The 24,937-nt window shown below is 37.1% G+C and carries 19 protein-coding genes; 11 read left to right on the forward strand and 8 right to left on the reverse strand.

Features of this window, described 5'->3' with window-relative positions:
* Positions 1–462 precede the first annotated feature (462 nt).
* The 3 genes from PDT38_RS09525 to tagD all read right to left on the reverse strand — a co-directional run bounded on the left by PDT38_RS09525 (position 463) and on the right by tagD (position 5,205).
* On the reverse strand, positions 463–2,592 hold the full coding sequence (locus PDT38_RS09525; protein ID WP_270800855.1) for a CDP-glycerol glycerophosphotransferase family protein: 2,130 nt from the start codon (positions 2,590–2,592) through the stop codon (positions 463–465).
* A gap of 83 nt (positions 2,593–2,675) precedes the next feature.
* Positions 2,676–4,679, reverse strand: a complete 2,004-nt coding sequence (locus PDT38_RS09530; RefSeq protein ID WP_270800857.1) for an alpha-glucosyltransferase N-terminal domain-containing protein — start codon at positions 4,677–4,679, stop codon at positions 2,676–2,678.
* Positions 4,680–4,815: 136 nt separating this feature from the next.
* Entirely contained in the window at positions 4,816–5,205 is a 390-nt protein-coding gene (tagD, locus tag PDT38_RS09535; RefSeq protein ID WP_270800859.1) for a glycerol-3-phosphate cytidylyltransferase, read from the reverse strand.
* Positions 5,206–5,599: 394 nt separating this feature from the next.
* Between tagD and PDT38_RS09540 the strand changes: the two genes are divergently transcribed.
* The 6 genes from PDT38_RS09540 to PDT38_RS09565 all read left to right on the forward strand — a co-directional run bounded on the left by PDT38_RS09540 (position 5,600) and on the right by PDT38_RS09565 (position 12,557).
* A complete protein-coding gene (locus PDT38_RS09540) occupies positions 5,600–6,379 on the forward strand; it encodes a WecB/TagA/CpsF family glycosyltransferase (protein ID WP_270800860.1) in 780 nt (259 codons plus the stop codon).
* A gap of 20 nt (positions 6,380–6,399) precedes the next feature.
* Positions 6,400–7,563 carry a CDP-glycerol glycerophosphotransferase family protein gene (locus PDT38_RS09545; protein ID WP_270800862.1) on the forward strand — a complete coding sequence of 388 codons (1,164 nt, stop codon included), beginning with the start codon at positions 6,400–6,402 and terminating at the stop codon, positions 7,561–7,563.
* A gap of 218 nt (positions 7,564–7,781) precedes the next feature.
* Entirely contained in the window at positions 7,782–8,495 is a 714-nt protein-coding gene (locus PDT38_RS09550) for an IspD/TarI family cytidylyltransferase (RefSeq protein WP_270800863.1), read from the forward strand.
* Positions 8,492–9,517 (forward strand): ribitol-5-phosphate dehydrogenase, encoded by a 1,026-nt coding sequence (locus tag PDT38_RS09555; protein ID WP_270800864.1) that lies wholly within the window; start codon positions 8,492–8,494, stop codon positions 9,515–9,517. The genes PDT38_RS09550 and PDT38_RS09555 overlap by 4 nt, the downstream gene beginning before the upstream one ends.
* Positions 9,518–9,520: 3 nt before the next feature.
* Positions 9,521–10,765 (forward strand): CDP-glycerol glycerophosphotransferase family protein, encoded by a 1,245-nt coding sequence (locus tag PDT38_RS09560; protein ID WP_270800865.1) that lies wholly within the window; start codon positions 9,521–9,523, stop codon positions 10,763–10,765.
* The gene (locus PDT38_RS09565; RefSeq protein WP_270800867.1) at positions 10,707–12,557 is read left to right on the forward strand and encodes a CDP-glycerol glycerophosphotransferase family protein; all 1,851 of its coding nucleotides are present in this window, start codon (positions 10,707–10,709) and stop codon (positions 12,555–12,557) included. The genes PDT38_RS09560 and PDT38_RS09565 overlap by 59 nt, the downstream gene beginning before the upstream one ends.
* A gap of 46 nt (positions 12,558–12,603) precedes the next feature.
* On the opposite strand, the gene PDT38_RS09570 is transcribed toward PDT38_RS09565, so the two are convergent.
* The 5 genes from PDT38_RS09570 to PDT38_RS09590 all read right to left on the reverse strand — a co-directional run bounded on the left by PDT38_RS09570 (position 12,604) and on the right by PDT38_RS09590 (position 20,221).
* A complete protein-coding gene (locus PDT38_RS09570) occupies positions 12,604–15,174 on the reverse strand; it encodes a glucosaminidase domain-containing protein (protein WP_449374907.1) in 2,571 nt (856 codons plus the stop codon).
* Positions 15,175–15,342: 168 nt separating this feature from the next.
* Complete coding sequence (manA, locus tag PDT38_RS09575; protein ID WP_270800871.1) at positions 15,343–16,293, reverse strand: mannose-6-phosphate isomerase, class I; 951 nt, start codon at positions 16,291–16,293, stop codon at positions 15,343–15,345.
* A 342-nt stretch (positions 16,294–16,635) separates the two neighbouring features.
* A complete protein-coding gene (gene nrdG, locus PDT38_RS09580) occupies positions 16,636–17,082 on the reverse strand; it encodes an anaerobic ribonucleoside-triphosphate reductase activating protein (protein ID WP_270801721.1) in 447 nt (148 codons plus the stop codon).
* The gene (locus PDT38_RS09585) at positions 17,079–18,953 is read right to left on the reverse strand and encodes an anaerobic ribonucleoside triphosphate reductase (RefSeq protein WP_270800873.1); all 1,875 of its coding nucleotides are present in this window, start codon (positions 18,951–18,953) and stop codon (positions 17,079–17,081) included. Before PDT38_RS09585 ends, nrdG begins: the two co-directional genes overlap by 4 nt.
* A gap of 134 nt (positions 18,954–19,087) precedes the next feature.
* Positions 19,088–20,221, reverse strand: coding sequence for a zinc-dependent alcohol dehydrogenase (locus PDT38_RS09590; protein WP_270800875.1), 1,134 nt, complete (start codon positions 20,219–20,221; stop codon positions 19,088–19,090).
* Between the two features lie 295 nt (positions 20,222–20,516).
* Between PDT38_RS09590 and PDT38_RS09595 the strand changes: the two genes are divergently transcribed.
* The 5 genes from PDT38_RS09595 (at position 20,517) to rbsD (ending at position 24,922) form a co-directional block, all read left to right on the forward strand.
* Entirely contained in the window at positions 20,517–21,473 is a 957-nt protein-coding gene (locus PDT38_RS09595; protein ID WP_270800878.1) for an LCP family protein, read from the forward strand.
* Positions 21,474–21,618: 145 nt separating this feature from the next.
* The gene (locus tag PDT38_RS09600; RefSeq protein ID WP_270800880.1) at positions 21,619–22,479 is read left to right on the forward strand and encodes a Cof-type HAD-IIB family hydrolase; all 861 of its coding nucleotides are present in this window, start codon (positions 21,619–21,621) and stop codon (positions 22,477–22,479) included.
* 184 nt (positions 22,480–22,663) lie between these two features.
* Complete coding sequence (locus PDT38_RS09605; RefSeq protein ID WP_270800882.1) at positions 22,664–23,656, forward strand: LacI family DNA-binding transcriptional regulator; 993 nt, start codon at positions 22,664–22,666, stop codon at positions 23,654–23,656.
* Positions 23,649–24,530, forward strand: coding sequence for a ribokinase (gene rbsK, locus PDT38_RS09610; protein WP_270800883.1), 882 nt, complete (start codon positions 23,649–23,651; stop codon positions 24,528–24,530). The genes PDT38_RS09605 and rbsK overlap by 8 nt, the downstream gene beginning before the upstream one ends.
* Positions 24,527–24,922: a D-ribose pyranase gene (gene rbsD / locus PDT38_RS09615; protein WP_270800884.1), complete on the forward strand. Its 396-nt coding sequence runs from the start codon at positions 24,527–24,529 to the stop codon at positions 24,920–24,922. Before rbsK ends, rbsD begins: the two co-directional genes overlap by 4 nt.
* Positions 24,923–24,937 lie beyond the last annotated feature (15 nt).

Below are 24,937 nucleotides of genomic sequence, written 5' to 3' on the forward strand. Positions count from 1 at the left end.
TTATATATAAAAAGTATTGTATTTATAAAAGAAAGATTTTATTCTTCAATAATTTTTGTGAATACTATACTATAAAAATATTAACACTGATTTTTCCAAAAATGAATCTCTAAATTTTGTAAATAATCACCGCGTTATATTCAGGAAAAAAGAATAAATAAACGGTTTTCCTTTGTGGATGTCTGTTCAAACTGAAAATTTTGATGTTTCGCAGTGTATTAAATTGCAAAAATAATTTCCATGCTATAAAATAGAACAAAAGAACCATTAATAACTAACTCCGAGTAATAATAACATAGATATAGCGGAAAGTTAAGTTCTTAATATAGAACAAAGACTACTTTTGAACCACATCTTTGGAATCATAAAACATCTTCTTTCTTTTAGAAATGATTTCATCATAAAAAAACCTGAATAAACACCTATTAAAGGTCTTCATTCAGGTTTTTGTTCCGTCAGTCGTTATACTTTATCATTAAAAACTTCTTTGACAACTTTTTCGGTTGATTGACCCGTTTCTAGATAACAAAACTTTTCATAAAACGGAGCAAATATTTGTGGGAGACGATATTCCGGCGTTTCTGTCTCCCTGATTTTTTCGATCACTTCATCTGTCGTTTTCACTAATGGACCTGGTGCTTCGTTTTCAAAGTCAAAATAGAAACCGCGCAGTTTGTCACGATACGTTTCAATGTCAGGAACATAGAAGATCATCGGTCTTTTCAAGTTGGCAAAATCAAAAAATACTGATGAATAGTCAGTGATCAGTAAATCAGATACCATATAAAGTTCACGAATATCTTCATATGACGAAAAGTCGTAGGCAAAGCCTTTATATGGTTCAAGATCAAAGTTTTCTGCAACTAAATAGTGCATTCTTAAGATGATAACATACTCGTCGCCAATCTCATCTTTAAGCATGTCAAGATCTAAATCTAGGTCAAACTTATATTTGCCTTTTTTATAAAATTGGTCGTCTCTCCAAGTTGGTGCATATATCATCACTTTTTTATCAAGTGGAATCAGCATTTTTTCTTTTAAAGCCCGCACTGTATCAGGATTATTATCCGTATGCAAAAAATCGTTTCGCGGATATCCCGATTCAATCATCGTTTTATTAAACTGAAAGGCTCTAGCAAATATTTCAGTTGAATAGGCATTCGGGGAAATCAGATAATCCCACTTGGCAGCTTCCGATGTGAAATTTTGTTTATATTTTTCTGTATTTGTGCCAGGCATGTGCACTTCTTCCATATCAACAGCAAGTCGTTTAAGCGGTGTACCGTGCCATGTTTGAAGATAAGTTGTGTGCTTCGGCTTTGGAATCCATAAAGGCAAGCGACTGTTTACAACCCAATATTCCGCTCTTGCCATCGCAAACAACCATTTCATTGAGAACCTTCTAATATAAGGAATGTCTTTTTCCTCAAAAATGTTTGTGTAATCTGCATTAACACTCCAATATAAATGATAATCAGGAAGATTCTTCTGCATATATTCATATATCGCTCTCGGATTACAGCTATACTGTTTACCGGCAAAGCTTTCAAAGATAACAGATTTTCTTTTGACAGGTAAGTGCCCAGCCAATCCAAATGTGAAGTGATATGCTTTTTTTAATCCTTTATCGATCTTTTTCTTTACTTTCTTTTTCTTCTTGCGGAAAAATGAAACCAGCTTGTTTCTTTTCCCCTTAACAAAATAAACAACACGAGTTTTCAACGAATAGTCATTCATTCTTAATCGCATATGTCTTTTTTTCTTACGAGGATAAATATAAAAACGAGCAACCCCTTTATTTGTTTGAAGAATCGCAAACTGGTTTGAATGATCTTTGAATTGAATCGCTTTGCTTCTTCTAATAAATGGTTCACCTGTTTCTGGGTCTTCACCGAGAAATTCAATATGAAATTGAAACAAAGCAGGCATTATATTTTCTTCATATAGTTTCTTCATATCAATTTTTACGATAAAACCGACATTTTCATCAGGTATGTCTTTCTGTTTGAAATCTTCTAAAGGATATTCAAATATTCTCGCTTCCGCTTGCTTGACTTCCTTTAATATGAGCCGTCTCTTCTGTACTGATAAAGTTGCTTCTTCATTCAGTAAAAATGCAAATCCTTTAATGGTTAGTAATCCTTCTGGAGAAAGATGAAAATCACTGACCTCTGCGACAGCTTTTTTTTGCAAAACCTTTAAAGAGAAATTGCCTTTTTTCGTTGTGTACGGCAAGAAGAAAACACCTTTTCTTTCATCCCATTCCCAGGAAAGCTCGATTGGCTGATGTTCTGCTTTGATTCTTTTTCTAAGAAGATCGCCTTCTGAATTTTTGTAGGCCGCGTAGAAATCAAGGCATCCTTTATCACTGACATGATCTGCAATCTCATCTAAATTAATCGCCACTCGATACTGTTCCTTTTCGGATTCTATCTTTTCGCATGGGATTGACAGCTCTTCTTTTGTTTTTCGATTAACTGCCAAAAGATTAATTTCTTCCGCAGATAATGAATTATCTAAGGCAAATTCATACTGCCAATCCTTCATTTTTAGATTTATTAAATTGCATCTTTTCGGAACTTCCTTCACCATAAAATAAGTCTACTCCTCTTTTTATTGAAAAATTGTCAAATGATTATACATATTATATCATCACTTTATATTCTTGAGTGGGTTCACTTGGCCAATGTCCATGAATAATTACCTTTTACAGTAGTATACGGAGTCACTTGATACTCATCCACTGAAAATGGCGGAGCCGTCTCTGTTTGTTGAACAAATAATCGCTTCAAAACTTTAACATGGTTCTCATTCCTGACTTCCAAATAAAAATCAACAGTCTTCACTTGATTTTTTCTGATCTTTTCAAGATGGATATCTTGATGATAGCGAATATTAAATCGTTTTGTCTCATCATCTGAACCTGCTTGATCCAAGGGTGCTAACACGATTTGTGCTTTGCTTTTTCTGTCGAGACCAATCAATGTGACAGTAACCTTTTCATCAATTTTAGTTGGCGCGTGAACTTGGATGGTGTGCATTTCTGACTCTTGTTGCTCAGACTCTATTGCAAATGGAAGACTGCTTGTTAATGTCTTCGATAGCTCCCGTTTTTCTTCTCTAATTTTTATCATGTTTTGAAGTGCAGATGACCAATGCTCTAAGTAATGGACCGGCAAGTATTTTTTTGCCGTTTCAAAAGCATGATGTGAAAATTGTTCACGAAGTTGTTCATTTTTCATAAGTAAAATCATTTTTTCAGCAAGCTGTTCAATCTGATACATTTCAACAACAAAGCCGTTTTCATTATCACTGACAAGGCTTCTGGCACCGTAATCATAGTCATAGGTCACAACTGGACAGCCATTGCTGAGCGCCTCCATATTTGAAAGCCCAAACCCTTCAAAATGAGAAGTTGAGATTGTAAGCCATGCTTTTTGAAATTCTCTACTTGGATTTTGTGTATACCCTTTTAGAAAAACATTGTTTTGTAATTGACATTTATCAATTTCAGCTTTTATTTTATTTTCTTCTTCACCAGAGCCAAAAATCTCTAATTTTGCTTCTGGAATTTGTTTGACGACAAGTTGAAAGGCTTTGATCGCATCAGTCAAATTTTTCATCGGAACTAACCTTGAAATAATAACAGCTTTATGCTTTTCACTCGGCACTTTTAAGACGGCTTCATCAAGTGGCTTATCAAGTGCATGCGGCGTAAAGAAAAATATTTCTTGCTCCCCAGTGATCAGTTTAAAATCCTCCAACTGCTCTTCAGTAATGAAAAACAGTGCATCTAACTGATGAAATTGATTGAAGAGTTCTTTATAACGACCTTTAATTTGAAACTTACTTTTTCCATAATGTTTATTGTGAATAATCGCGGCATAATATGTAGACGCAGCTTTTTTGACTTTGAAAACGTTCTGGTCCTGTAGGCGACTATCGACAAGGAACAATTTAGGACGTTCTGAATCGGTTTGAAGAACTTCTATCCAGTACCGCCTTATGTCAAATTCGTCATAAAATTGTAATGTACCTTTATCTGAATGCCAATTAAAGCAAACATCTTGATCTGAATAATCTTTTTCTAAATAAATCCTATTATCTTCATTGACAAATGCCTGCAAATACATTTGATTTGTTTCAGTGTTAAAATAATTGATAAGCAATAAAGCACCGTTTTTTGTGTATTCTTCTCTTTTATAGTGCTTTTTTTCATCACTATAATAATCTACAAAACGAATAGATTGCTGATCTTCATAGTAGGTGATTTCAAGAGTGTTTTCTCTCCGACCAAAAAGTTTTCCCAGCTGCTTTATGAATGGGCTTCGGCTCGCTCGTTTTTTAATTTCTTGCAAACTAATTCTTTCTGAATATAACTGACCATTTGTACGTTTACTAAGAAAATCATCATACATATTGATCACTTTTGTGAATTGCGGATCAATTTTTTGTTGATCATAAAAGTTGCTTTTTTTCGCCGAAAATTCTTTGTCAAAACGAAATGTTAAAAAAAATGTAGGAATATTGCAGCCTTCTCCAAATAATTTGGACCGCAATAACAAAGACTTTGTTAGTCCTCCATAATGATCCGGAATAAGACCAGAAATAAAATAATATTCCATGTCAGGGAATTTCAATCCTTGAAGTTGTTCTTGCTGAACTGGATAACCGGACATATTTTTTTCTTCCTTTCCTGAGTAGGATAACACTCGCATTTTATATTCACAACTTCGCAAAATGTTCATTTAAGCATCAAAAAGTACTTCTTACCTCTGTAAGAAGTACTTTTAAAAAACAAGCATTAAAAACGTTTTACAAACCAGCGATTTCTTCTTTAATCTTGGTTGTTGAAATTCCTTCAGTTCTTGGAAGATAGACAACTTCGCAATGATCCTTTAAGAAGTCAAACTTCCCTTCCCAGTCATCCCCCATGACAAAAACGTCAATATCATGGTTGACCACGTCTTGGACTTTCTGGTCCCAGGTCTTCTCCGGAATGACTTCGTCTACATAACGAATCGTTTCCAAGATGAGCTTACGGTGCTCATAGCTGTGATAAGCTTTTTTCTGTTTTTGAAGGTTGAATTCATCCGTGGAAATCGCTACAACAAGATAATCACCTAACTGTTTAGCTCGTTCTAATAGTTTAATATGTCCCCAATGTAATAAATCAAAAGTTCCGTATGTGATGACTTTCTTCATTGTAGAAATCATTCTCCTTTCTAAGAGCATCTTTAAAGGCTCATCAATAAACTTTATTTAACGAACAAATTGTCCATTTTCTTTATCAAAAATTAATATGAACTTTACACATAATACCACTGATCATAAATTATAACACATTGATTAACATTCGTTAAGTTCTATAACAGTGAACAATTTTCCATTCATTAAAGAGATCGAGTTAAAGCTTGATCACACTTATTGTTTCAAATAGTAAATTTTCTTAATCTGCTGTAAAGATATTGTTAAGCTTTTATGAAAGATCTATGCTAAAATATACGTTAGACCAATAGATTTTACGTCATGTCTATTACACTTGCAAATTAAATTTTTTTGTCATATATTTATATTTTTTGGAAGGAGGAACACCGTCATGTTACCAACAGAAAAGATTCAAAATCTTGCTTTTGTAAATGGAGATTTATCTGGTTTTATCAATCACCTTGAAGAAACCTTTATCAATCGAAGTACAGGCGCATATATCGCAACGGTAAACCCAGAAATTGGATATGCAGCTGCCAAGGATAAAGATTACTTTCAGACGGTTTCTTCGGCTGATTTTATTCTACCTGATGGTATTGGCATCGTCCTGACTTCAAGGCTAACACATCATCGACTAAAATCCCGGATCGCAGGGTATGATGTATTTATCAATTTGCTTGGCATTGCCAATCAAAAAAAGAAAAAGGTCTTTTTATTCGGTGCTAAACCGGATGTCATTCAAGCCGCGGCTGAGCGAATCTCAAATGAGTATCCAAATATCGAGCTCGTCGGATATTCAGACGGTTATATTAAAGACAGAGAATCCGTTGCCCTACAAATCGCACAAACCAACCCGGACATGGTATTTGTTGCTCTAGGCTGCCCACATCAAGAAAAGTTTATTTATGAGCATAAACACTTATTTCCACAAGCAATCGCAATCGGAGTTGGCGGAAGTTTTGACGTGTTTAGCGGAACTGTCAAAAGAGCACCTAAAATATTGATCAAACTAAATCTTGAGTGGATGTATCGACTACTAACAAACCCTTCAAGATGGAGAAGGATGTTAAATATTCCCAAATATGTATTTTCCGTCTTGAAAGAGGAAAGGTTTCAAAAACAGCCCTTACTTTCTGAACCGATAAAGGAACAGTCTAAAATTGATGCATAGAAAAGAGCTAGGATAACAGTATGAATATACGTTCATTATTGACTATGGTTTATTCAGTCGGCCTTTCTTTGATCGGCTTTATGTTTAAATGGGTGAAACCGCGAGATAAAGCTGTTCTTCTCGTTTCGTTTCCAGATAATGCAAGGGCATTGTTGAAAGAATATGAGAACTCAAAAAAGCCTTTTGATCTAGAAGTGCTTTATACAAGGCATGCGATTCCTCTCAAGGAGGAATATCCATCTGTCAAAGCAAAAGTGATCAATGAAAAAAATCCGTTTCACCTCATTCAGGCTGTCTATACAATGTTTAGCAGCAAATTCGTGATTTGCGATAATTATTTTTTATTAACCAGTACGCTAAACAATCGGTCTCAGACGACATGTATCCAGGTTTGGCATGCAAATGGGGCATTGAAGAAATTCGGTCTTGAAGATGTAACCAATCAACAGCGAAATCCGCGGGATATCAAAAGATTTAACCAAGTATATCGTTCGTTCGACTATGTTGTTGTCGGGTCTGATAAGATGGCCGATATTTTCAAGCGGTCATTCGGGATTAAAGATGATCAGCGGTTTTTACGGACTGGTGTTCCTTTAACAGATCAATATTTTCAAGCACCACAATCAGTTTCAAGTTCCAACAAAAAAATCATTCTTTATGCACCGACATACAGAGACTTTAATATTGAGAATATCGCTCTCCCTTTTTCAAAAGAACAGCTTTCTGAAGACTTGAAGGGGGAATTTTTACTTCACGTGAAACTTCATCCTGCTGTGCGCCGTCATATCAGATTAGATGGGCTAGAAGGCTTTGTTAAGGATGTCTCAGATCTTCCTTTAAAAGAGTTGCTATATAAAAGTGATATCTTGATTTCCGATTATTCTTCAGTTCCGTTTGAATATGCCTTATTTCATAAACCGATGCTTTTTTTCACATATGATATGAAGGAATATGACGAGAAGCGCGGATTAATCGATCATTTTGAATCAGTGATACCGGGGAAAGCCTGCAGAAACCGAGAGATGCTTCTAACGGAGCTGAAACATCTCCATCTAATAGATGATAAAACCAAACAGTTTGCAGAGGAATGGAATCAATATTCACAAGGCGATGCAAGCCGGCGGCTCTTGGAGTTTGTCAGCCAGCAAATCCATGCCGGCTGCAAGCGCATTGATTCTGTATGATTTTTCGAAAGTTTGAAAGTATAGAACGATCATATGTTAGAATAGGACTATATAAAAATAGCCCTTATGACTGAGTCTTTAACACATTTTGTATTGATCTGAATCTGATCAACAGGTTCAGTGAATTGGCATGCTCTGGCTTGAACAAGAGCGTTTTTTTGCGTGCTACTTGAACCATTATGATTTCGACTATGAATGTTAAAAGGAAGGAGTATTTTATGATCTACGCTGAGATTTTAGCCGGAGGTAAAGGTTCTCGAATGGGAAATGTGAATATGCCAAAGCAGTTCCTTTCCTTAAATAAAAGACCGATTATCATCCATACTGTTGAGAAATTTTTATTAAACGACCGCTTTGATAAAATTTTAATTGTCTCACCTAAAGAATGGATTAATCATACTAAAGATATACTGAAGAAATTTATTGGAGAAGACAGCCGTCTTATTGTTGTTGAGGGTGGAATCGACCGCAATGAGTCTATTATGAATGGGATCCGCCATATCGAAAAAGAATTCGGTATTCAAGATGATGACATTATTGTCACACATGACTCTGTACGCCCATTTTTAACCCATCGGATTATTGAGGATAACATTAATGCAGCCCTGCAATATGATGCAGTTGACACTGTGATTCCTGCTATCGATACAATCATTGCTTCTGAAGATAAGGAATTTATTTCAGAGATTCCTGTTCGGGATACAATGTATCAAGGTCAGACTCCTCAAAGTTTCCGCATCAAAAGATTAGTTGAGTTGTACGAGCAGTTGTCAGATCAACAAAAATCAGTATTGACTGATGCTTGTAAAATCTGCTCATTAGCCGGAGAAAAGGTCAAGTTGGTACGCGGAGAAGTCTTTAATATTAAAGTGACGACACCATATGATTTAAAAGTTGCGAATGCTATCTTACAGGAGCGAATTTCCCAATGATTAATCAAACGTATCGGCTAGTTTCACCTCGTCAGTTTGAAGTGACTTACAAAGATAAAATGATGAATGCGAATAAAGTTGTCGTCCGGCCCACACATCTGTCAATTTGTGCAGCTGACCAGCGGTATTACACAGGTTCCCGTGGTAAAGAAGTCATGGATAAAAAATTACCGATGGCGCTTATCCATGAAGGAATCGGTAAAGTCATGCATGACCCGACAGGTCATTTTAAGGTGGGAGACCGGGTGGTATTGGTCCCGAATACTCCTACAGAACAGCATGAAATCATTGCAGAGAATTACTTGCGCTCTAGCCGTTTTCGTTCTAGCGGCTATGACGGTTTTATGCAAGATTATATGTTCATGGATCCGGATCGATTAGTCTTACTTCCAGACAGCTTAAACCCAAAGGTAGCCGCTTTTACAGAATTGATCACAATTACGATGCATGCAATCAGTCGTTTTGAAAGAATCGCACACCAAAAACGCGATATATTTGGTGTATGGGGAGATGGTAATTTAGGATTTATCACATCTTTAATTCTTAAAAAACGGTATCCAAACAGCAAAGTGTTTATTTTCGGGAAAACTTCATATAAGCTTGACCACTTTTCTTTTGTTGATGCTGCATATCAAATTAACGATATCCCCGCTGATATCATAGTTGACCATGCATTTGAATGTGTCGGTGGTCGTGGTAGCGAAAGTGCGATTCAGCAAATGATTGATCATGTTCAACCTGAAGCATGTCTCGCCTTGCTCGGAGTATCAGAGTATCCGGTCGAAGTCGAAACAAGAATGGTTCTGGAAAAAGGAATTACATTGATTGGAAGTAGCCGTAGCGGACGGGAAGACTTCGTCCGTACAGTTAACTTTTTAGCAGAATACCCTGAAGTCGCCGACTATTTGGAGACGCTCATAGGGGGATGTTATCCTGTTCGCAGTATTGAAGATATCACGAATGTATTTGAAGCAGATTTAACATCTTCATGGGGTAAAACTGTCATTGAGTGGGAAATTTAAAAAGTGAAAAATGGTTTAGCCTATGCAGTAAAATTACTGTTTCGTTTGACTTACAGTTTATTAGTGATGCTTTTTCCAGTTAATCAACGCAAAGTTGTGATCGCTTCCTACCGGGAAGAAAAAATGAGTGATAATTTCAAGTGGGTCCATGACCAATTGAGTCAAGACTCCTCTTTACATTTTACACTGTTGTTCAAAAAGATGGACAGCGGACTGCTCGGCAAATTCAAATATTTTTGTCATTTGCTTAGCGCTCTTTACCATATCGCGACATGCCGAATTTTGTTGCTTGATGATTATTACTTTCCTTTATATGTCATCAAAAAGCGAAAAGAAACGATCAGCATTCAGCTTTGGCATGCTTGCGGAGCTTTTAAAAAATTCGGATACAGTTTGAAGGACAAGCCTTCTGGACCATCATCTGCTTACTTAAAAATCGTTCCGGTTCATTCCAATTATGATTATGCGATCGTCAGTTCACCAGCTGCTGTCTCTCATTTTTCTGAGGCTTTTCATATGCCTGAAGAAAGAGTTTTATCACTTGGAGTCCCGCGAACCGATTATTTTTATCACAAGGCTCGTCTCCATTCGCTCAAAACTGATTTTGAGAAGACTTATCCATCTCTTAAAGGGAAGAAAAAGTTATTATATGCCCCAACTTTTCGTGGAAGCGGGCATGACCAAGTAAACGAATCACTTCCTTTAAACCTAGACGAATTGAAACAAGCATTAAATCAAGACGATTATGTGGTAATGATTCATCTGCATCCATATTTGCGTCATCATCTGCAAATTAAAAAAGATGATTTTGTGATCGATTTTGGGGATCAATATTCATTATATGATCTTATGGCATTATCAGATGCCTTAATTACTGACTATTCATCGGTCATTTTTGAATATAGTATTCTTCAACGACCGATATATTTTTATTGTCCTGATCTCGAAGATTACTTAAAGGAACGTGACTTTTATTATCCTTTTGAATCATTCGTCCCAGGGCCTATTTCAAAAAGTGTGACAGCATTAGCTGAAGACATTACCCGCTTTCAAAATCCTGATATGAAAAAGATTAAGGACTTTTCAAATACATTTATCGTTCATCAAGATGGCCAATCTTCTAAGCGGGTGGCTGATTTTGTCCAATCCTTTATGACCAGGACGAATGAGGAGAAAGAGAGGTATAATCGTGAAGAAGTTAGCGAGAAAAGTGAAGAACAAAATATTCCGCAAAAGAAACAATCGTAATCAGCATGATCATGAGCTTAAACAAGATAAGGTTTATTCACTTTTTGATAGAACAAAAGTCATTAAAGAAAATCAACAGGTTCCTGTTCGGAAAATTTCTAAATTTTCTTGGAATGGTTCAATATTGAATATTTCTGGTTATATTTATATAAAGGGGTTGCCATTATTAAAAGAGGATCAAGTCCGAAAAAGACTCCTTCTCGTAAGCAATGGCTATCTTTTTAAAGCTGTGTCATTGCGTGATTGTCCCTTAAGTAAAACGGCAAATCCCGCTGATGTTCATGAGAAAATGCTGAAAGATTACAAATGGGCAGGCTTTGAACAGCAAATTAATTTTTCTACACTTATCAATGATAAACCGCTTCCGACAGGAGAATATAAACTTTTTCTAGAAATTGAAGTAGTCGACGATCAAAATGTGAAACATCAAGAAGTTCATACCGTTGGAAATGTCAGCAAGTTTTTGAAAAATGACGTTTACTCTACAAAAATGGAATTTCACTCAGCTAGAAAATTGATGAAATTTAATTTGATTGTTAATTATGATGAAGATGAGAAAACGATTAATTTATCGAGCCACAAGCTCCAAGAAATTGATCCAGCCCTATTAGAGTTGGATACTGGAAAAGAGGCAAACCGCTTCCTTCGTAAGCTGAATACATGGATTTTCAATCTAGCTTACCGTATGTTCTGTCTCCTTCCAATCCAAGCGAACAAAATTGTGTTTGCATCTGACAGTCGTGTTGATTTATCAGGAAACTTTGAGTTTGTTTATGAAGAACTCTTAAAACGAAATGATGACTTTGATTTTAAATTTTTCTTAAAAGGAAGTATCCGTAACCGAAAAAGTTTATTTGAGTTAATATCAATGGCTCGTCATTTTGCAACAAGTAAAATTATTTTTCTTGATGACTTTTATCCTTTAATATATCCATTGAAAATTCGGAAAGACGCTGAGCTTGTTCAGCTTTGGCATGCGGTCGGAGCTTTTAAAACATTCGGATACAGCAGGATTGGGCTCCCTGGAGGACCTTCTCCATTTTCAAAAAACCATAAAAACTATACAAAAGTCATCGTCAGCTCTGATAATATTCGCAAACATTATGCTGAAGGGTTTGGCGTGGATATCGACAATGTCATTGCAACCGGTATTCCTAGAACAGATTTCTTTTTTGACGAGGCAAAAAAAGCCCTTGTGAAAGAACGGCTTTATAAAGAGTTTCCTTTTCTTAAACATAAAAAAGTGATCTTGTTTGCACCAACATTCCGGGGTAATGGTCAACAATCAGCCTATTATCCATTCGATGTACTTAATTTTGATCAGTTGTATCAAGAATTAAAAGATGATTATATCTTTTTATTTAAAATCCATCCGTTTGTCAAAAATGATATCAATATTTCTTATCAATACAGTGACTTTTACTATGACTTCTCATCATTTAGAGAAATTAATGAGTTGCTATTGGTGACAGATATTCTTGTAACCGATTATTCATCTGTTTGCTTTGAGTACGCTTTACTGAACAAACCGATGATTTTCTTCAGCTATGATGTTGATGATTACATTCGCAAACGGGATTTTTACTATGATTATTTCTCATTTATTCCAGGACCGCTTGCCAAAACAACAGAACAAATGATTTCAATTATTCAGAAGCAGGATTATAATTTCGAAAAAATTGATTCCTTTGTTCGCTATTTCTTTGATGATCTCGATGGAAAGGCAAGCGAACGCGTAATTGATCAAATTGTTTATCAGCCAAATGAAGACCAAACTTTTGAGAGCAAATAAAGCTAGACAGGCTAAGAGACTCGGAAAACCGAGTCTCTTTTAGTCATTAGCGATAAACGGGAATATCGTAATACAGTGTGTAGTTGTCAAGCAATGTGTAAAGGCTGTACATTCTTCCCACCTGTTTGTAAGCCCAGCCAACATCTGTTGCGTATTGATGGATCGCATTTGGCGACCATCTCATTTTATAGAGAGTGTCTTGCTGATAGGTCTGATGGTGAATGTATTTTTCACCAATGAATTTGGCTCCACCAATAATTGCAGCTTCTGGAGTAAACCAACCTTGTTCATAGGCATATTTTGCACCATAGTAGAGAGGATTACTGTCATAAGCTCCAACACCGTACATATTGTAAACAATTCGTCCGTTATAGTTCGTCCCCTTCGCCAAGGCAGAAGTTCCATTTCCTGTTTCAAGAAGTGCATGGGCAATCAGATATAACTCATTGATTCGATATTGAGTAGCCGCATTTATAAAGGCTTGACCCCTTCCAATCAAATTTCCTTTATTATAAAGAATTTTTTCGTTTACTTCTGCTGCATTCAAACCAGCTGTTTCTGAAAGCTTTAAAAATTGAAAATAGGCTTGACTGTCTTCGGTAAAGTTTTTCGGATTGACATAGCGCTCAACTTCTTCTCTGCTGGCATTTCTCCAATTCATTCGTATTTTGCCCCAGCCGTTTTCCTGTGAGATCACGTTAACCTTATCACCTTTTTTCAATTGACCGATAATATTACCTGTACTTGTGGTGTTAGGGCTTGATCTAACATTTAGCGCATCAGCCGTTACGGTTTGGTTTGTCATGTCGATATAAGTTAGTGAAACATATGCAACAGCATCTGTTTGCGGGCTGACTTTCATCTGCTTATCAATCATGTTATTCAGTGTAATCCCATAATCAGTCGTCATGATTTGTGGACCATTTTTAATTTTAATGATCGTTGCGGGCCAGCCATAATTGGTTTTAAGCTTTTGGATTGCTGCTTCTGCTCGACTATAGCCTGTAAACTCTTCATGAATGATGATCGAAAAAAGTTCAGGTGTTTTCGTGTGATAGGAAGCACTAATTGCATTTGTCTTGAAAAAATTCATGCCCTTGTCAAGATCTGTTTTGCTTAAAATCGGACTTGTTGTGATCTTGTACAGTTTGTAGCCATACTGTCCTGTTAACTGCGTTTCACCCGCGATATTTCTCGCACTGAAAAATGCGAGGGCCTGATTTAATTTTTCTTGACTGAGTGAAGCTTCAGATTTCAGCTTGTAATGTCCGTAAAATTGACCCGTTTTAACAGTCGTTGCTTGAAGACCATTTGTTTGGAAAAAACCTAATGCTTTTGCAATGTCCCCCTCTTCAAAAACAGCTTCAGATGTCAGCCGGAATTGGCTGTATACCTTCTTCCCTGTTGGTGCAGCAGACCCTGTTACACCATTTTTCTTAAAGAAGTTGAGCCCTTTTGAAATTTGATTTTGTTCTTTTGTTTCGCCGGAGACAATCCGATACCGGTAGCTAGTCAAACGCCCAGCGGTTGGAGTTGCCGCTTTTACTTTTTTATTTTTGAAAAATTGAATCCCCTTCTTCAATTTATGTTGATCTGTTAATGAAGAAGAAACGATTCGGTAAGTGGTTTGTTTTTTTCCGGCGTTTGTCTTGTCATAACGCCATTTTTTCTTTTTGAAAAAAGCGTTTACCTTATTCAGGTTTTGTTTGTTGAGGTTTCTCATGTTCAAAATCCAGTACCGCTTTCCTCTCACTTTTGAAACACTTGGGGAAATGCCTGTACTGCGTTTGAGCTGACTGGCAGCCGTTTTTGCACTGCGATTATCTTTAAAATAACCTGACTTAACATTGTAAATGGGTTCATTTTGACCAATCGGCTGGTAAGAGCCTTGAATTTTCAGTTGTTTTTTAAACTGATTCAACATGTTCTTAACGTTTGCTTCACCTTTGATCGTACCGGTGACGATTTTGTATTGAACTTGTTGTTTTTTAACCGATTGAACTGAACCAGTAAGAGCGGTCTCTTTTTTAAATTGTAAAAGTAGACTTTTTGCCTTACTTTGACTGTCAATTTCCTTTGATAACAACTTGACAATACTTTGACCTGATCCATATGGACTGTATGTTCCTTTTAATCCAGTCGCTTTTTCAAACAGAGCCAATGTTGATTTTGCTTTTTCTTCACCTGTTATGACTCCTGAGACCACTTTTACATATGGTTCTTGTTTTGTTATCATGTATGAAGCTTTCAGACCAGTCTCTTTCTCAAATTGGCTAACGAGCTCTTTTGCTTTTGCTTCTCCAACGAATTCATTTGAAATCGCTATTGCATAGGGCTCACTCTGACCGAGTGGACTGTATGTTCCTTTCAAACCCGTATCTTTTCCAAGTTGAAGGAGGAGGTTTTTCGCTGTGCTTTCCCCTTCAATATCACCTGTGACAATTTCATATGTTGTACCGCTTTTTACTTTATACTCTGCTTGCCAACCCGTTTCTGCTTTTAATTTCTCGACAGCCTTAGCCGCCTCACTTTCACTTAAAAATACTTGTGAAGTGTCGATTTTGTAGACGGAAGTATCCGTATATGATGCAAATGAAGGATTTGCAGTCACTGCCATTTGAATGATTAGTAGAATGGCAGTAAATAAACTAAAGATCTTTATTTGTTTAAACACTTTTTTCTCCCCCGATCTCAGCCTCCCAATTTTTTAATCTTGCTTTCTCTTTTTATCGTCATCACAACAAAAAAGCTTAATGACCCTCTTACGGATCATTAAGCTTTTTGATTAGATGTGTGAAACAATCAGTTCACATTTCCCTTCAAGCTTAAAATCATTCGCTTCAGCCGGTAAAATAAAATTTGTCCCCTTTTGGATTGAGAATGTTGTATCTCCTTGGATCAACTTAGCTTCACCCTCAATAACACTACACAAGAGGAACGGCGCAGTTTGTGTAAGTTCAGCAAGACCGTCAACATTCCAATTGTACACTGAGAAATACTCCGCTTCTACAAGTGTTTTCATCGTGATTCCTTGTCGGATTTCTGTTGATTGATTAGCGTGTCCATCAACATGTGGGACGGTTGTTACATCAATAGCTTGTGTAAGGTGTAGTTCGCGTTTCTCACCGTTCTGATCTGTTCGATCATAATCGTATACCCGATAGGTTGTATCAGAACTTTGCTGAGTTTCCAGAACTAGTGTACCTTCACAAAGAGCGTGAATGGTTCCGCTTGGCACATAATAAAAATCACCCGGTTTAATTTTAATTTTTCTTAAAAGGCCATCCCAATCACCGCTATTCACCATTGTGACAAGCTCAGACTTTGTTCTCGCCATATGACCATAAACTAATTCCGCATCTTCTTTACAATCAATAATATACCAACATTCAGTCTTTCCAAGTTCACCATTTTCGTGCTCTCTGGCATAGTCATCATCAGGATGCACTTGTACAGAAAGATCTTGGTTTGCATCAAGAATTTTTGTTAACAAGGGAAAACGGTCTCCCTCAACACCACCAAACAATTCCCGATGATTCTTCCATAGTTCTGCAAGTGTTTTTCCTTGATAAGGTCCTGATGCGACAACATTCGGACCATGTGGATGGGCGGAAATCGCCCAGCATTCACCGGTTTTATTAGAAGGGATGTCATATCCGAACTGATCCCTTAAAGCCGTTCCTCCCCAAATTCTTTCTTTAAATTCAGGTCGTAAAAATATCGGTGCTTTTGTCATAAAGCACTCTCCTTCCATTGTCTGATTTTCAGGAGTTAAAACGCTTTCTTTTATTCCAATCTAGCTTTTCATATTTATTATGAACTTATCTGAAAAGAAGTCAACCTGCTCAGAGTCTGTGGGACAGTGAAAATATGAACTATCAATTTTTCTTTTTAATAAAAGAAATCGAAACACTTATAAGAGCACTAAAAGTTAAAACGATGTTACTAGAGAAATGGTAGATGAAAAACCCGACACTAATTTTTTTGGTTATAGTTTTTAAACCCTTTACTAAAATATTGTTTCCTTGTAAAGTTAAAAGGGCATCCCTAAATGAGAGTACCCTTAAAACGCTCTGCTTTATGCTAATTTAATAATTTTTTGGTTGGAACTTCCTCTATAAAGCAATGTCAAATCGCGTTTATCAATTTCAAAACGACCATCGACTAAGACATCACAATAAGGTAATAATGCACGATGTTTCTCATTCTTCAAAATTTGTTCATACGTAAATCCACTGTACAGCCAAATATCTTTCTCAGAGTGCTGTTTAATTTTCTTAGATAATTCAATCAGCTCATCAACATGTAATAGTGGTTCTCCTCCTGAATAGGTCACATTTGTGAGCGGGTTTTTCATGATTTCTTCAAAAACTTCATCTATACTCATGTCAAACCCATTATTGATATTCCAGCTTTGTTTATTGTGACAGCCTTCACACATATGAGGGCAGCCCGCTAAGAAAACAACGGTTCTTAAACCCTCTCCATCTACGATGCTGTCATGTATGATATTCATCACTTTCATAGGTGCTTCACTCGGTCCTTTTCTTCCTGTCTTTTGGCTGAATTCCATTTTGACATATCCCCAACTAAATAGCCGGTAATTCGTCGAATCCGTTCAATTAACGCTTCATCTTTGTTTTTGCATTGAGGGCATTCATTATCAATGATGCCGGTAAATCCGCAACTTCTGCAATGATCAACGGGATGATTTATTGATGAATATCCCATCCCTTCTTGACGCATAGCATTAACAAGCATGTCCATCGCTTTAATGTTTTTCTTTGGATCTCCGTCAAGCTCGATATAACTGATGTGTCCGCCGTTGCACATCAGATGAAAAGGAGCTTCTCTTCTGATCTTTTCAAAGGCCGTGATCTTATAATGAACAGGAATATGGAATGAATTCGTGTAATAGATCCGGTCTGTAATATTTGGCAGGGAGCCAAATTGAACTTTGTCTTTTTTTACAAATTTCCCCGATAACCCTTCAGCAGGTGTTGCAATTAAGGAAAAGTTCAACTTATGTTCCTCTGTTGCTTGATCTGCTCGGTCTCTCATCATCTGAATCATTCTTTTTCCTAATTCGAATGCTTCATCGCTCTCTCCATGATGTTTACCGATTAAAGCTGTTAAAGCCTCTGCCAATCCGATAAAACCGATGCTTAATGTGCCGTGTTTTAAGATATCTTCTAGTGTGTCATCTGGTTCTAATTGTTCACTTTCATGCCATATATGTTGCGAATAGAGAAATTTAAAGTCTTTTGCTCTTTTCTTGCATTGAAAAGCGTACCTTTCTAATAATTGCTCGATAGTTAAATCAATATAATGATTTAATGATTCAAAAAATTGTTCGGTATTTTCACTCACCAATGCGATTTTAACTATATTAATGGAGGTAAATGATAGATTCCCTCTACCAATTGAGTTTTCATCCCCATTAAAATTAGACATCACGCGTGTTCTGCATCCCATATAAGCAATTTCACTTTCCGGTGTCCCATTGTAAAAAGGTTTGTTCACAGGGGAATCAATAAAGCTAAAATTTGGGAACAATCTTTCGGCACTCGTTTCTAACGCCAGTTTGTATAAATCATAGTTTTTGTCTGTCTCGTAAACATTAATTCCTTCTTTCATTTTAAAAATCTGAATTGGGAATATTGGTGTTTCACCTTTACCAAGACCAGCTTTTGTCGCTTTCAGTACATTTTCAATCAGCAAACGACCTTCTTTTGAGGTATCAGTTCCATAGTTTATCGATACAAATGGAACTTGACCGCCTCCTCTTGAATGCATGCTGTTTGCATTATGTATGAAAGCTTCACAGGCCTGATATGTTGAGCGATCAGTCTCTTGCCATGCTCTTTCAATGATTTCTTCTTCTGTTAATGTAGTTGGATATTCTTTAATCCGCTTCAAATGTTTTTCAAATGTTTTGTGAACATATGGTGCCAAATCATAGTCAAACATCGGAAATGACTGGCCTCCATGCTGCATGTTTTGGTTTGATTGAAAAATGATAGATGCCAAAGACATTGCGCTCATAATATCTTTCGGTTCTCTTAATGAACCATGACCAGTATGAAACCCATCTTTAAGTAATTTCCCTAATGGAATTTGACAACAAGTAGTTGTTCCACTAGCCATAAAATCCAAATCGTGCGGATATATAAAATTATCATCAATTGCTTGCTTAATTTCTGGAGACATAAGATAATGAAGTGCATAATGTCTTGCACTTTCAGATGCAAATCTGCTCATCTGCCCCATTGGAGAACGACCATCTACATTTGCGTTTTCCTGCATAATATCGTGGTTTCCATACCCCACAATGTCATGAAATGTCTCTGTTAATTGTGATAATTTATCTTCTTGCTCTTTTATACTCAATGCCATCCTGACCTCTCCTATCAATGCCATATATTGTGTCTATTTTATCTATCGACACTATATATTGATATTAGCACAAATTTTATTTTTTGAATTTATCAATTTAGTGACCATTATGTGAATATAATTTAAGATTGCCACTAAGGCTTTAAGACCACTTTGATACAGCTATCTTCATGTTCCTGAAATAAATGATAAGCTTTCGCAGCTTCTTCTAGAGGAAGTTGATGTGTAATAATTTCTGTAGGGTTAAGTTCCCCCGTTTCAATTAAACGAAAAATTTCCGGCATTAAATGAATGACTGGAGCCTGCCCCATTTTCAATGTCACATTTCTTGCAAAAAATGCACCGAGCGGAAACAGGTTATAATTCCCTCCATAAACCCCTGTCATTTGCACTGTTCCACATTTTCTGACCGCCTTTGTTGAAATCTGAATCGGACCGAGCGTTCCCCCTTGAAGCTTGAGTTTTTGTTCAAGATATTCCAGCGCTGATTTTTTTCCATCCATACCGACACAATCGATGACGACATCCGCTCCACCTTTGGTGATTTCTTTCAGATGTTCTCCCATATCAGGATATTTTGTAAAGTCAAAGACTTCGACATGATTTAAGCTTTCAGCCTGTTTTAAGCGGTAATCTAAATAGTCAACAGCTATAACCCGTTTTGCTCCTTTTTTCCAGGCAAATTTTTGTGTCATTAAACCGACTGGTCCAGATCCGAGGACAATGACAGTATCCCCTTCTTTCACACCAGCATGAATCACACTCCAATAGGCAGTTGGCAGGACATCTGATAAAAATAACAGCGATTCGTCAGCAAGTTCACAAGACTGAGGAATGACAAACGGGGTAAAATTTCCAAATGGTACTTTTAAATATTCAGCTTGTCCTCCTGGATGGTTTCCGAATTTTTCTGAATAACCAAAGTAGCCACCTGAGTCATAGTGCGGATTGGAATGATCGCATTGGCTTTCAAGATTATGTTCACAAAAAAAGCAATGACCGCAAGCGACTGTAAACGGAATGACAACCCTGTCGCCTTTTTTCACCTTTGTCACATCTGGTCCTGTCTCTTCGACGATTCCCATCGGTTCATGACCAAGCTGAAAGCCTTTGGGTAGAGGAAAATTCCCTTGATAAAGATGCAAATCAGACCCACAAATTGCTGTAGAAGTAATTTTGACAACAATATCGTCCTTTTTCTCGATCTTAGCATCCTCCACTTGACTAACTTCAACATGTCGAGGACCTTGAAAAGTTACCGCCTTCAATTGAACACACTCCCTTGATTCATTATCTATGATAGTTTTGAACAAAACTGTGATCTTATTCACTTTTTAAACAAACGTTTGATGAAACGATGGATCTACGACTCTTAAACTTTCAATATAAAGTTGAAACGTTTTATCGTTTCTATCGTCATATTAAAGATCGTATAAAAAGATTTAAATTCCAGTAACCCCCATATAGTCAAAAAATGAATTGTCTTGTAAAATCAAACATTAGAAGTTAATTTAAATTTTCAAATGAATGAACGGCTTAATAAATAAAAGAGGAGTTTAAACAATGTCAAGATCACAGCGAACGAAGAAAAAGAAACGAAGTGGATGGGCTAAATTTTTTATTTCATTGACTGCTATTCTCGTAGCCTCTACAGTAGCTGTGGGGGCTTACGCCTACTTTAAAGTTTCGAATGCTGCAAAAGAAGCACATGTCAATCTTTCAAGAGGAAGCCAATCCGTAAAACGGATCAAAGAATTTAATCCTGATAAAGATAATTTTTCTATTCTCCTTATGGGAATAGACGCTCGTCCCGGTCAGAGCATGGAAAAAGAGCGAAGCGATGCAATGGTTCTTGCATCATTTAATCGAAAGAACCATTCTGTTAAATTGCTGAGCATTCCGAGGGATTCCTATGTGAACATCCCAGGACGTGGTTATGATAAAATTACGCATGCACACTCATTAGGTGGACGAGACCTTAGCGTTGAAACTGTTGAGAATTTGCTTGATATACCTGTTGATTATGTCATCGAAAGCAACTTTACAGCTTTCGAAGAAGTTGTCAATGAATTAGGTGGTGTCCCGATTACCATTAAAGATGAATATGTTGTCAAACAAATTAAAAAAGATACGAAAGGTAAAGTCGTTCTTCCAACTGGTTCTCAGACATTAAACGGTGAAGCAGCCCTAGCATATGTAAGAACAAGAAAAGCGGATACCGATTTAATGCGCGGGCAAAGACAAATGGAAGTGCTGAAAGCGATCATTGGTAAATCAAAATCGATCACTTCAATTCCAGCTTATGATGACATTCTTGATACCATTGGAAAAAACGTTTCAATGAATTTGACATTAGAAAATGCCATCGGATTGATTCCGTTTATGGCATCGATCAAATCGATTGATACTCTCCAATTAAAAGGCAACGATTATCAACCAGGCAAAACTTATTATTATCAACTTGATCAAACCAAGCTTGCTGAAATCAGACAACAATTAAAACAGCAGTTAGGAGTGTAACCAGGGATGAATCATCCTTGGTTTTTTGTTTTTATGCTTGAAAAAATTCAACTTTAGGTTTAGCCTTTACTTATCAGTTCCACTCACTTTTGGACATACTGCTAAAAAACAGTAAACCGTTTTTATAGGAGGTCATTTTGGCACCATGAGACTAATTGCAATTGATTTAGACGGAACTCTTTTAAATACAGAAAGCATCATTTCTCCTGAAAACCGAGCAGCTATTAAAAAGGCACTGGTTTCAGACTGTATTGTAACCATCTGTACAGGCAGAGCCACTTTTGATGTAAAAGCATTGCTGAATGACCTGGATATTCCGATCATTGCAGCCAATGGTGGAACAGTTCATGATTTTAATTATAAGCTGTTAAGCAAAACATTAATGGACACTGAAGCTGGACAGAAGGCGGCTCAATATTTAACAGATCATCATATTTATTTCGAAGTCTATACAGATGATGCCCTCTTATCCCCTAATGATGGCAAACAAAAGCTCGAAGCAGAGCTTGACATCATTGCGAGCGCAAATCCAGATGAAAACAAAGATACCCTTTGGCAAGGTGCCCTAACTCAATTTAAACAATTCGGCATTAAACCAGTCCAAAACATTCAAGACATTTTTAACGGAGAAGAAAACATTTATAAACTACTCTGTTTTTCATTTGATTTGGACAAGTTAGAAAAAGCAAAAGCTGAACTCTCTACATATCCAAAACTCGCCCTCACATCCTCAGGAAAGCATATCATTGAAATACTGCCTGATATGTCTGGAAAAGGCCGCGCTCTAAAAGAACTGGCCAAACATTATGGGATCGATAAAAAAGATATTTACGCGATCGGAGACAGTCCGAATGATTTGTCAATGTTTGAAGAAGCTGGCCACCGAATTGCGATGGGAAATGCGATTAATGAATTAAAACAAATGAGCACATTTATTACAAAAAGCAATGATGAAAATGGTGTCGCTTATTTTATTAATCAATTGTTAGAAAATGAATATCGCTAAAGCAAAAGAAATGATAGGTGGAATCGTCAACCTATCATTTCTTCTGCTATTATTTGAATTCATCATCTGTTATTAAAACATTCAATCATGCACATAAAGTTGTCACCAATTTTTTATTGTCTTTTTAAACGATTCATGATACCTTTTATGTAAACGGTTACATAAAGAAGAGGAGCTGTCTCATTTGGCTACGATTAAAGATGTCGCAATTGCAGCAAAAGTATCTGTCGCCACAGTTTCGCGTGTTTTAAATGAAACTGGCTATGTCCATGAAGATACTAAAACACGCGTGATCAAAGCGATGAAAACATTAAATTACCGTCCTAATGAAGTGGCCAGATCCCTCTATCATAGAGAGTCGAGACTAATTGGATTGCTGCTCCCTGATATAACAAATCCTTTTTTTCCACAACTTGCCCGTGGTGTTGAAGATGAAATCCATCAGCATGGCTTCAGACTTATATTTGGCAACAGTGATGAAAACCTTGATAAAGAGCTCGATTATCTGCAAACATTTAAACAAAATCAAGTCGTTGGCGTGATTTCTGCGACAAATGATCCTGAAGCAACAATCAATCAAGATTTATCAATGCCAATTGTTTTTTTAGATCGCACCGGTGATGAACATGTACCGTCTGTTTTTGCAGACAGTAGAAAAGGCGGGCAACTCGCAGCTTCGGAAATGATGAAAAGAAACTCAAAACGAATGACGCTTATAAAAGGGCCGGCTCACTTGCGGACTGCAAAAGATCGATTTAACGGGGCACTTGATATTTTAAGCAGTGCAGATGTCGATTTTCATGTCTTAACAACCGAGACTTTTTCTTTTCAAGAAGCTCAACAACGGGCAGAGGATTTATTCTCGATCTATCCGAAAACGGATGGGATTATTGCCAGCAACGATATCGTCGCAACAGCAATTTTACATGAAGCCTTAAAACGAGGAATTCAAGTACCTTCTGACCTGCAACTGATCGGTTTTGATGATATTCCGCATAGTGAATGGTTGTTTCCTCCATTATCAACGATTAGGCAGCCTGTTTATGAAATGGGAAAAGAAGCAGCAAAACTGCTGTTAAAACTGATAAAAAACGAATATATTGAAAAGTCAACTGTACAGTTGCCGGTTTCTTTTATTGAAAGACAAACAACAAGAAAGGTGGATAACAATGAGTAAAATTTGTGTGATTGGCAGCTCTTCAATGGATTTAGTCGTTACTTCAAAAAAGCGTCCAAAAGCTGGTGAAACAGTACTTGGAGAATCGTTTAAAACCGTTCCCGGGGGAAAAGGGGCAAATCAAGCTGTTGCAGCAGCCAGGTTAGGTGCGGAAGTATGGATGATTGGGTGTGTCGGTGATGATCAGTACGGAAAAGTGATTCTCAATAATTTTCAAGCTAACGGTGTTTTGACAGACTATGTGGAAACGGTTACACATCTAACAACTGGGACTGCTCATATTGTTCTTTCTAACGGCGACAACAGTATCATCGTTGTCAAAGGCGCAAATGATGCTGTAACACCTCAATTTGTACAAAAAGCAATAGCAGCAGTCAAACGAGCCGATATCGTCCTCATCCAGCAGGAAATTCCTGAAGAAACCGTCGATTATGTCAGCGAGCTCTGTAAAGAACTTAGGATTCCTTTGCTTCTCAACCCAGCTCCTGCCCGGTTGCTTCGAGAAGAAACAATTGAACACGCAACATACATTACACCGAATGAACACGAAGCTTCTCTCCTCTTTCAGGGCCTCTCTCAAAAAGAAATGCTGAGAAGATATCCAGGAAAGCTATTGATTACAGAAGGCAAAAACGGTGTTCGTTATCATAACGGAACTGAAGAAAAGCTCATCCCTTCATTTCCTGTAAAAGCAGTCGACACAACTGGAGCCGGAGACACCTTTAATGCTGGATTTGCTGTCGCTCTTTCAGAAGGACAACATATAGAATCTGCCCTGCAATTTGCCAATCGGGCCGCCTCTTTGTCTGTCCAAAAATTCGGTGCTCAAGGGGGCATGCCAACTAGAGAAGAAATGGAGTGTGAACATTCATGAAAAAACACGGCATATTAAACAGTCATATTGCAAAATTACTTGCCGATCTCGGGCATACTGACACCATTGTTATCGCAGATGCCGGTTTGCCTGTCCCCCAAGGTGTTCCTAAAATTGACCTAGCTTTGTCACTGGGAACCCCCAGTTTTAAAGAAGTAACCGCACTGCTCGCGAAAGAAGTGGAGGTGGAAAAACTAACAATTGCCAAAGAAATGGAAACAGAAAATCCGAAACAAGCTGAATTCTTAAAAAAACAATTTTCTAACCAACCGATTGAGCATCTTTCACACGAAGCATTAAAAAAAGCAACAAAACAGGCGAAAGCGGTGATTCGGACAGGTGAAGCAACACCTTATGCAAACTGCATCTTACACGCGGGAGTGATCTTTTAGATGAACAAATCTTTC

The sequence above is a fragment of the Bacillus changyiensis genome (genome assembly GCF_027706145.1).
In the GTDB taxonomy this organism is placed as follows: Bacteria; Bacillota; Bacilli; order Bacillales; family Bacillaceae; genus Bacillus; species Bacillus changyiensis.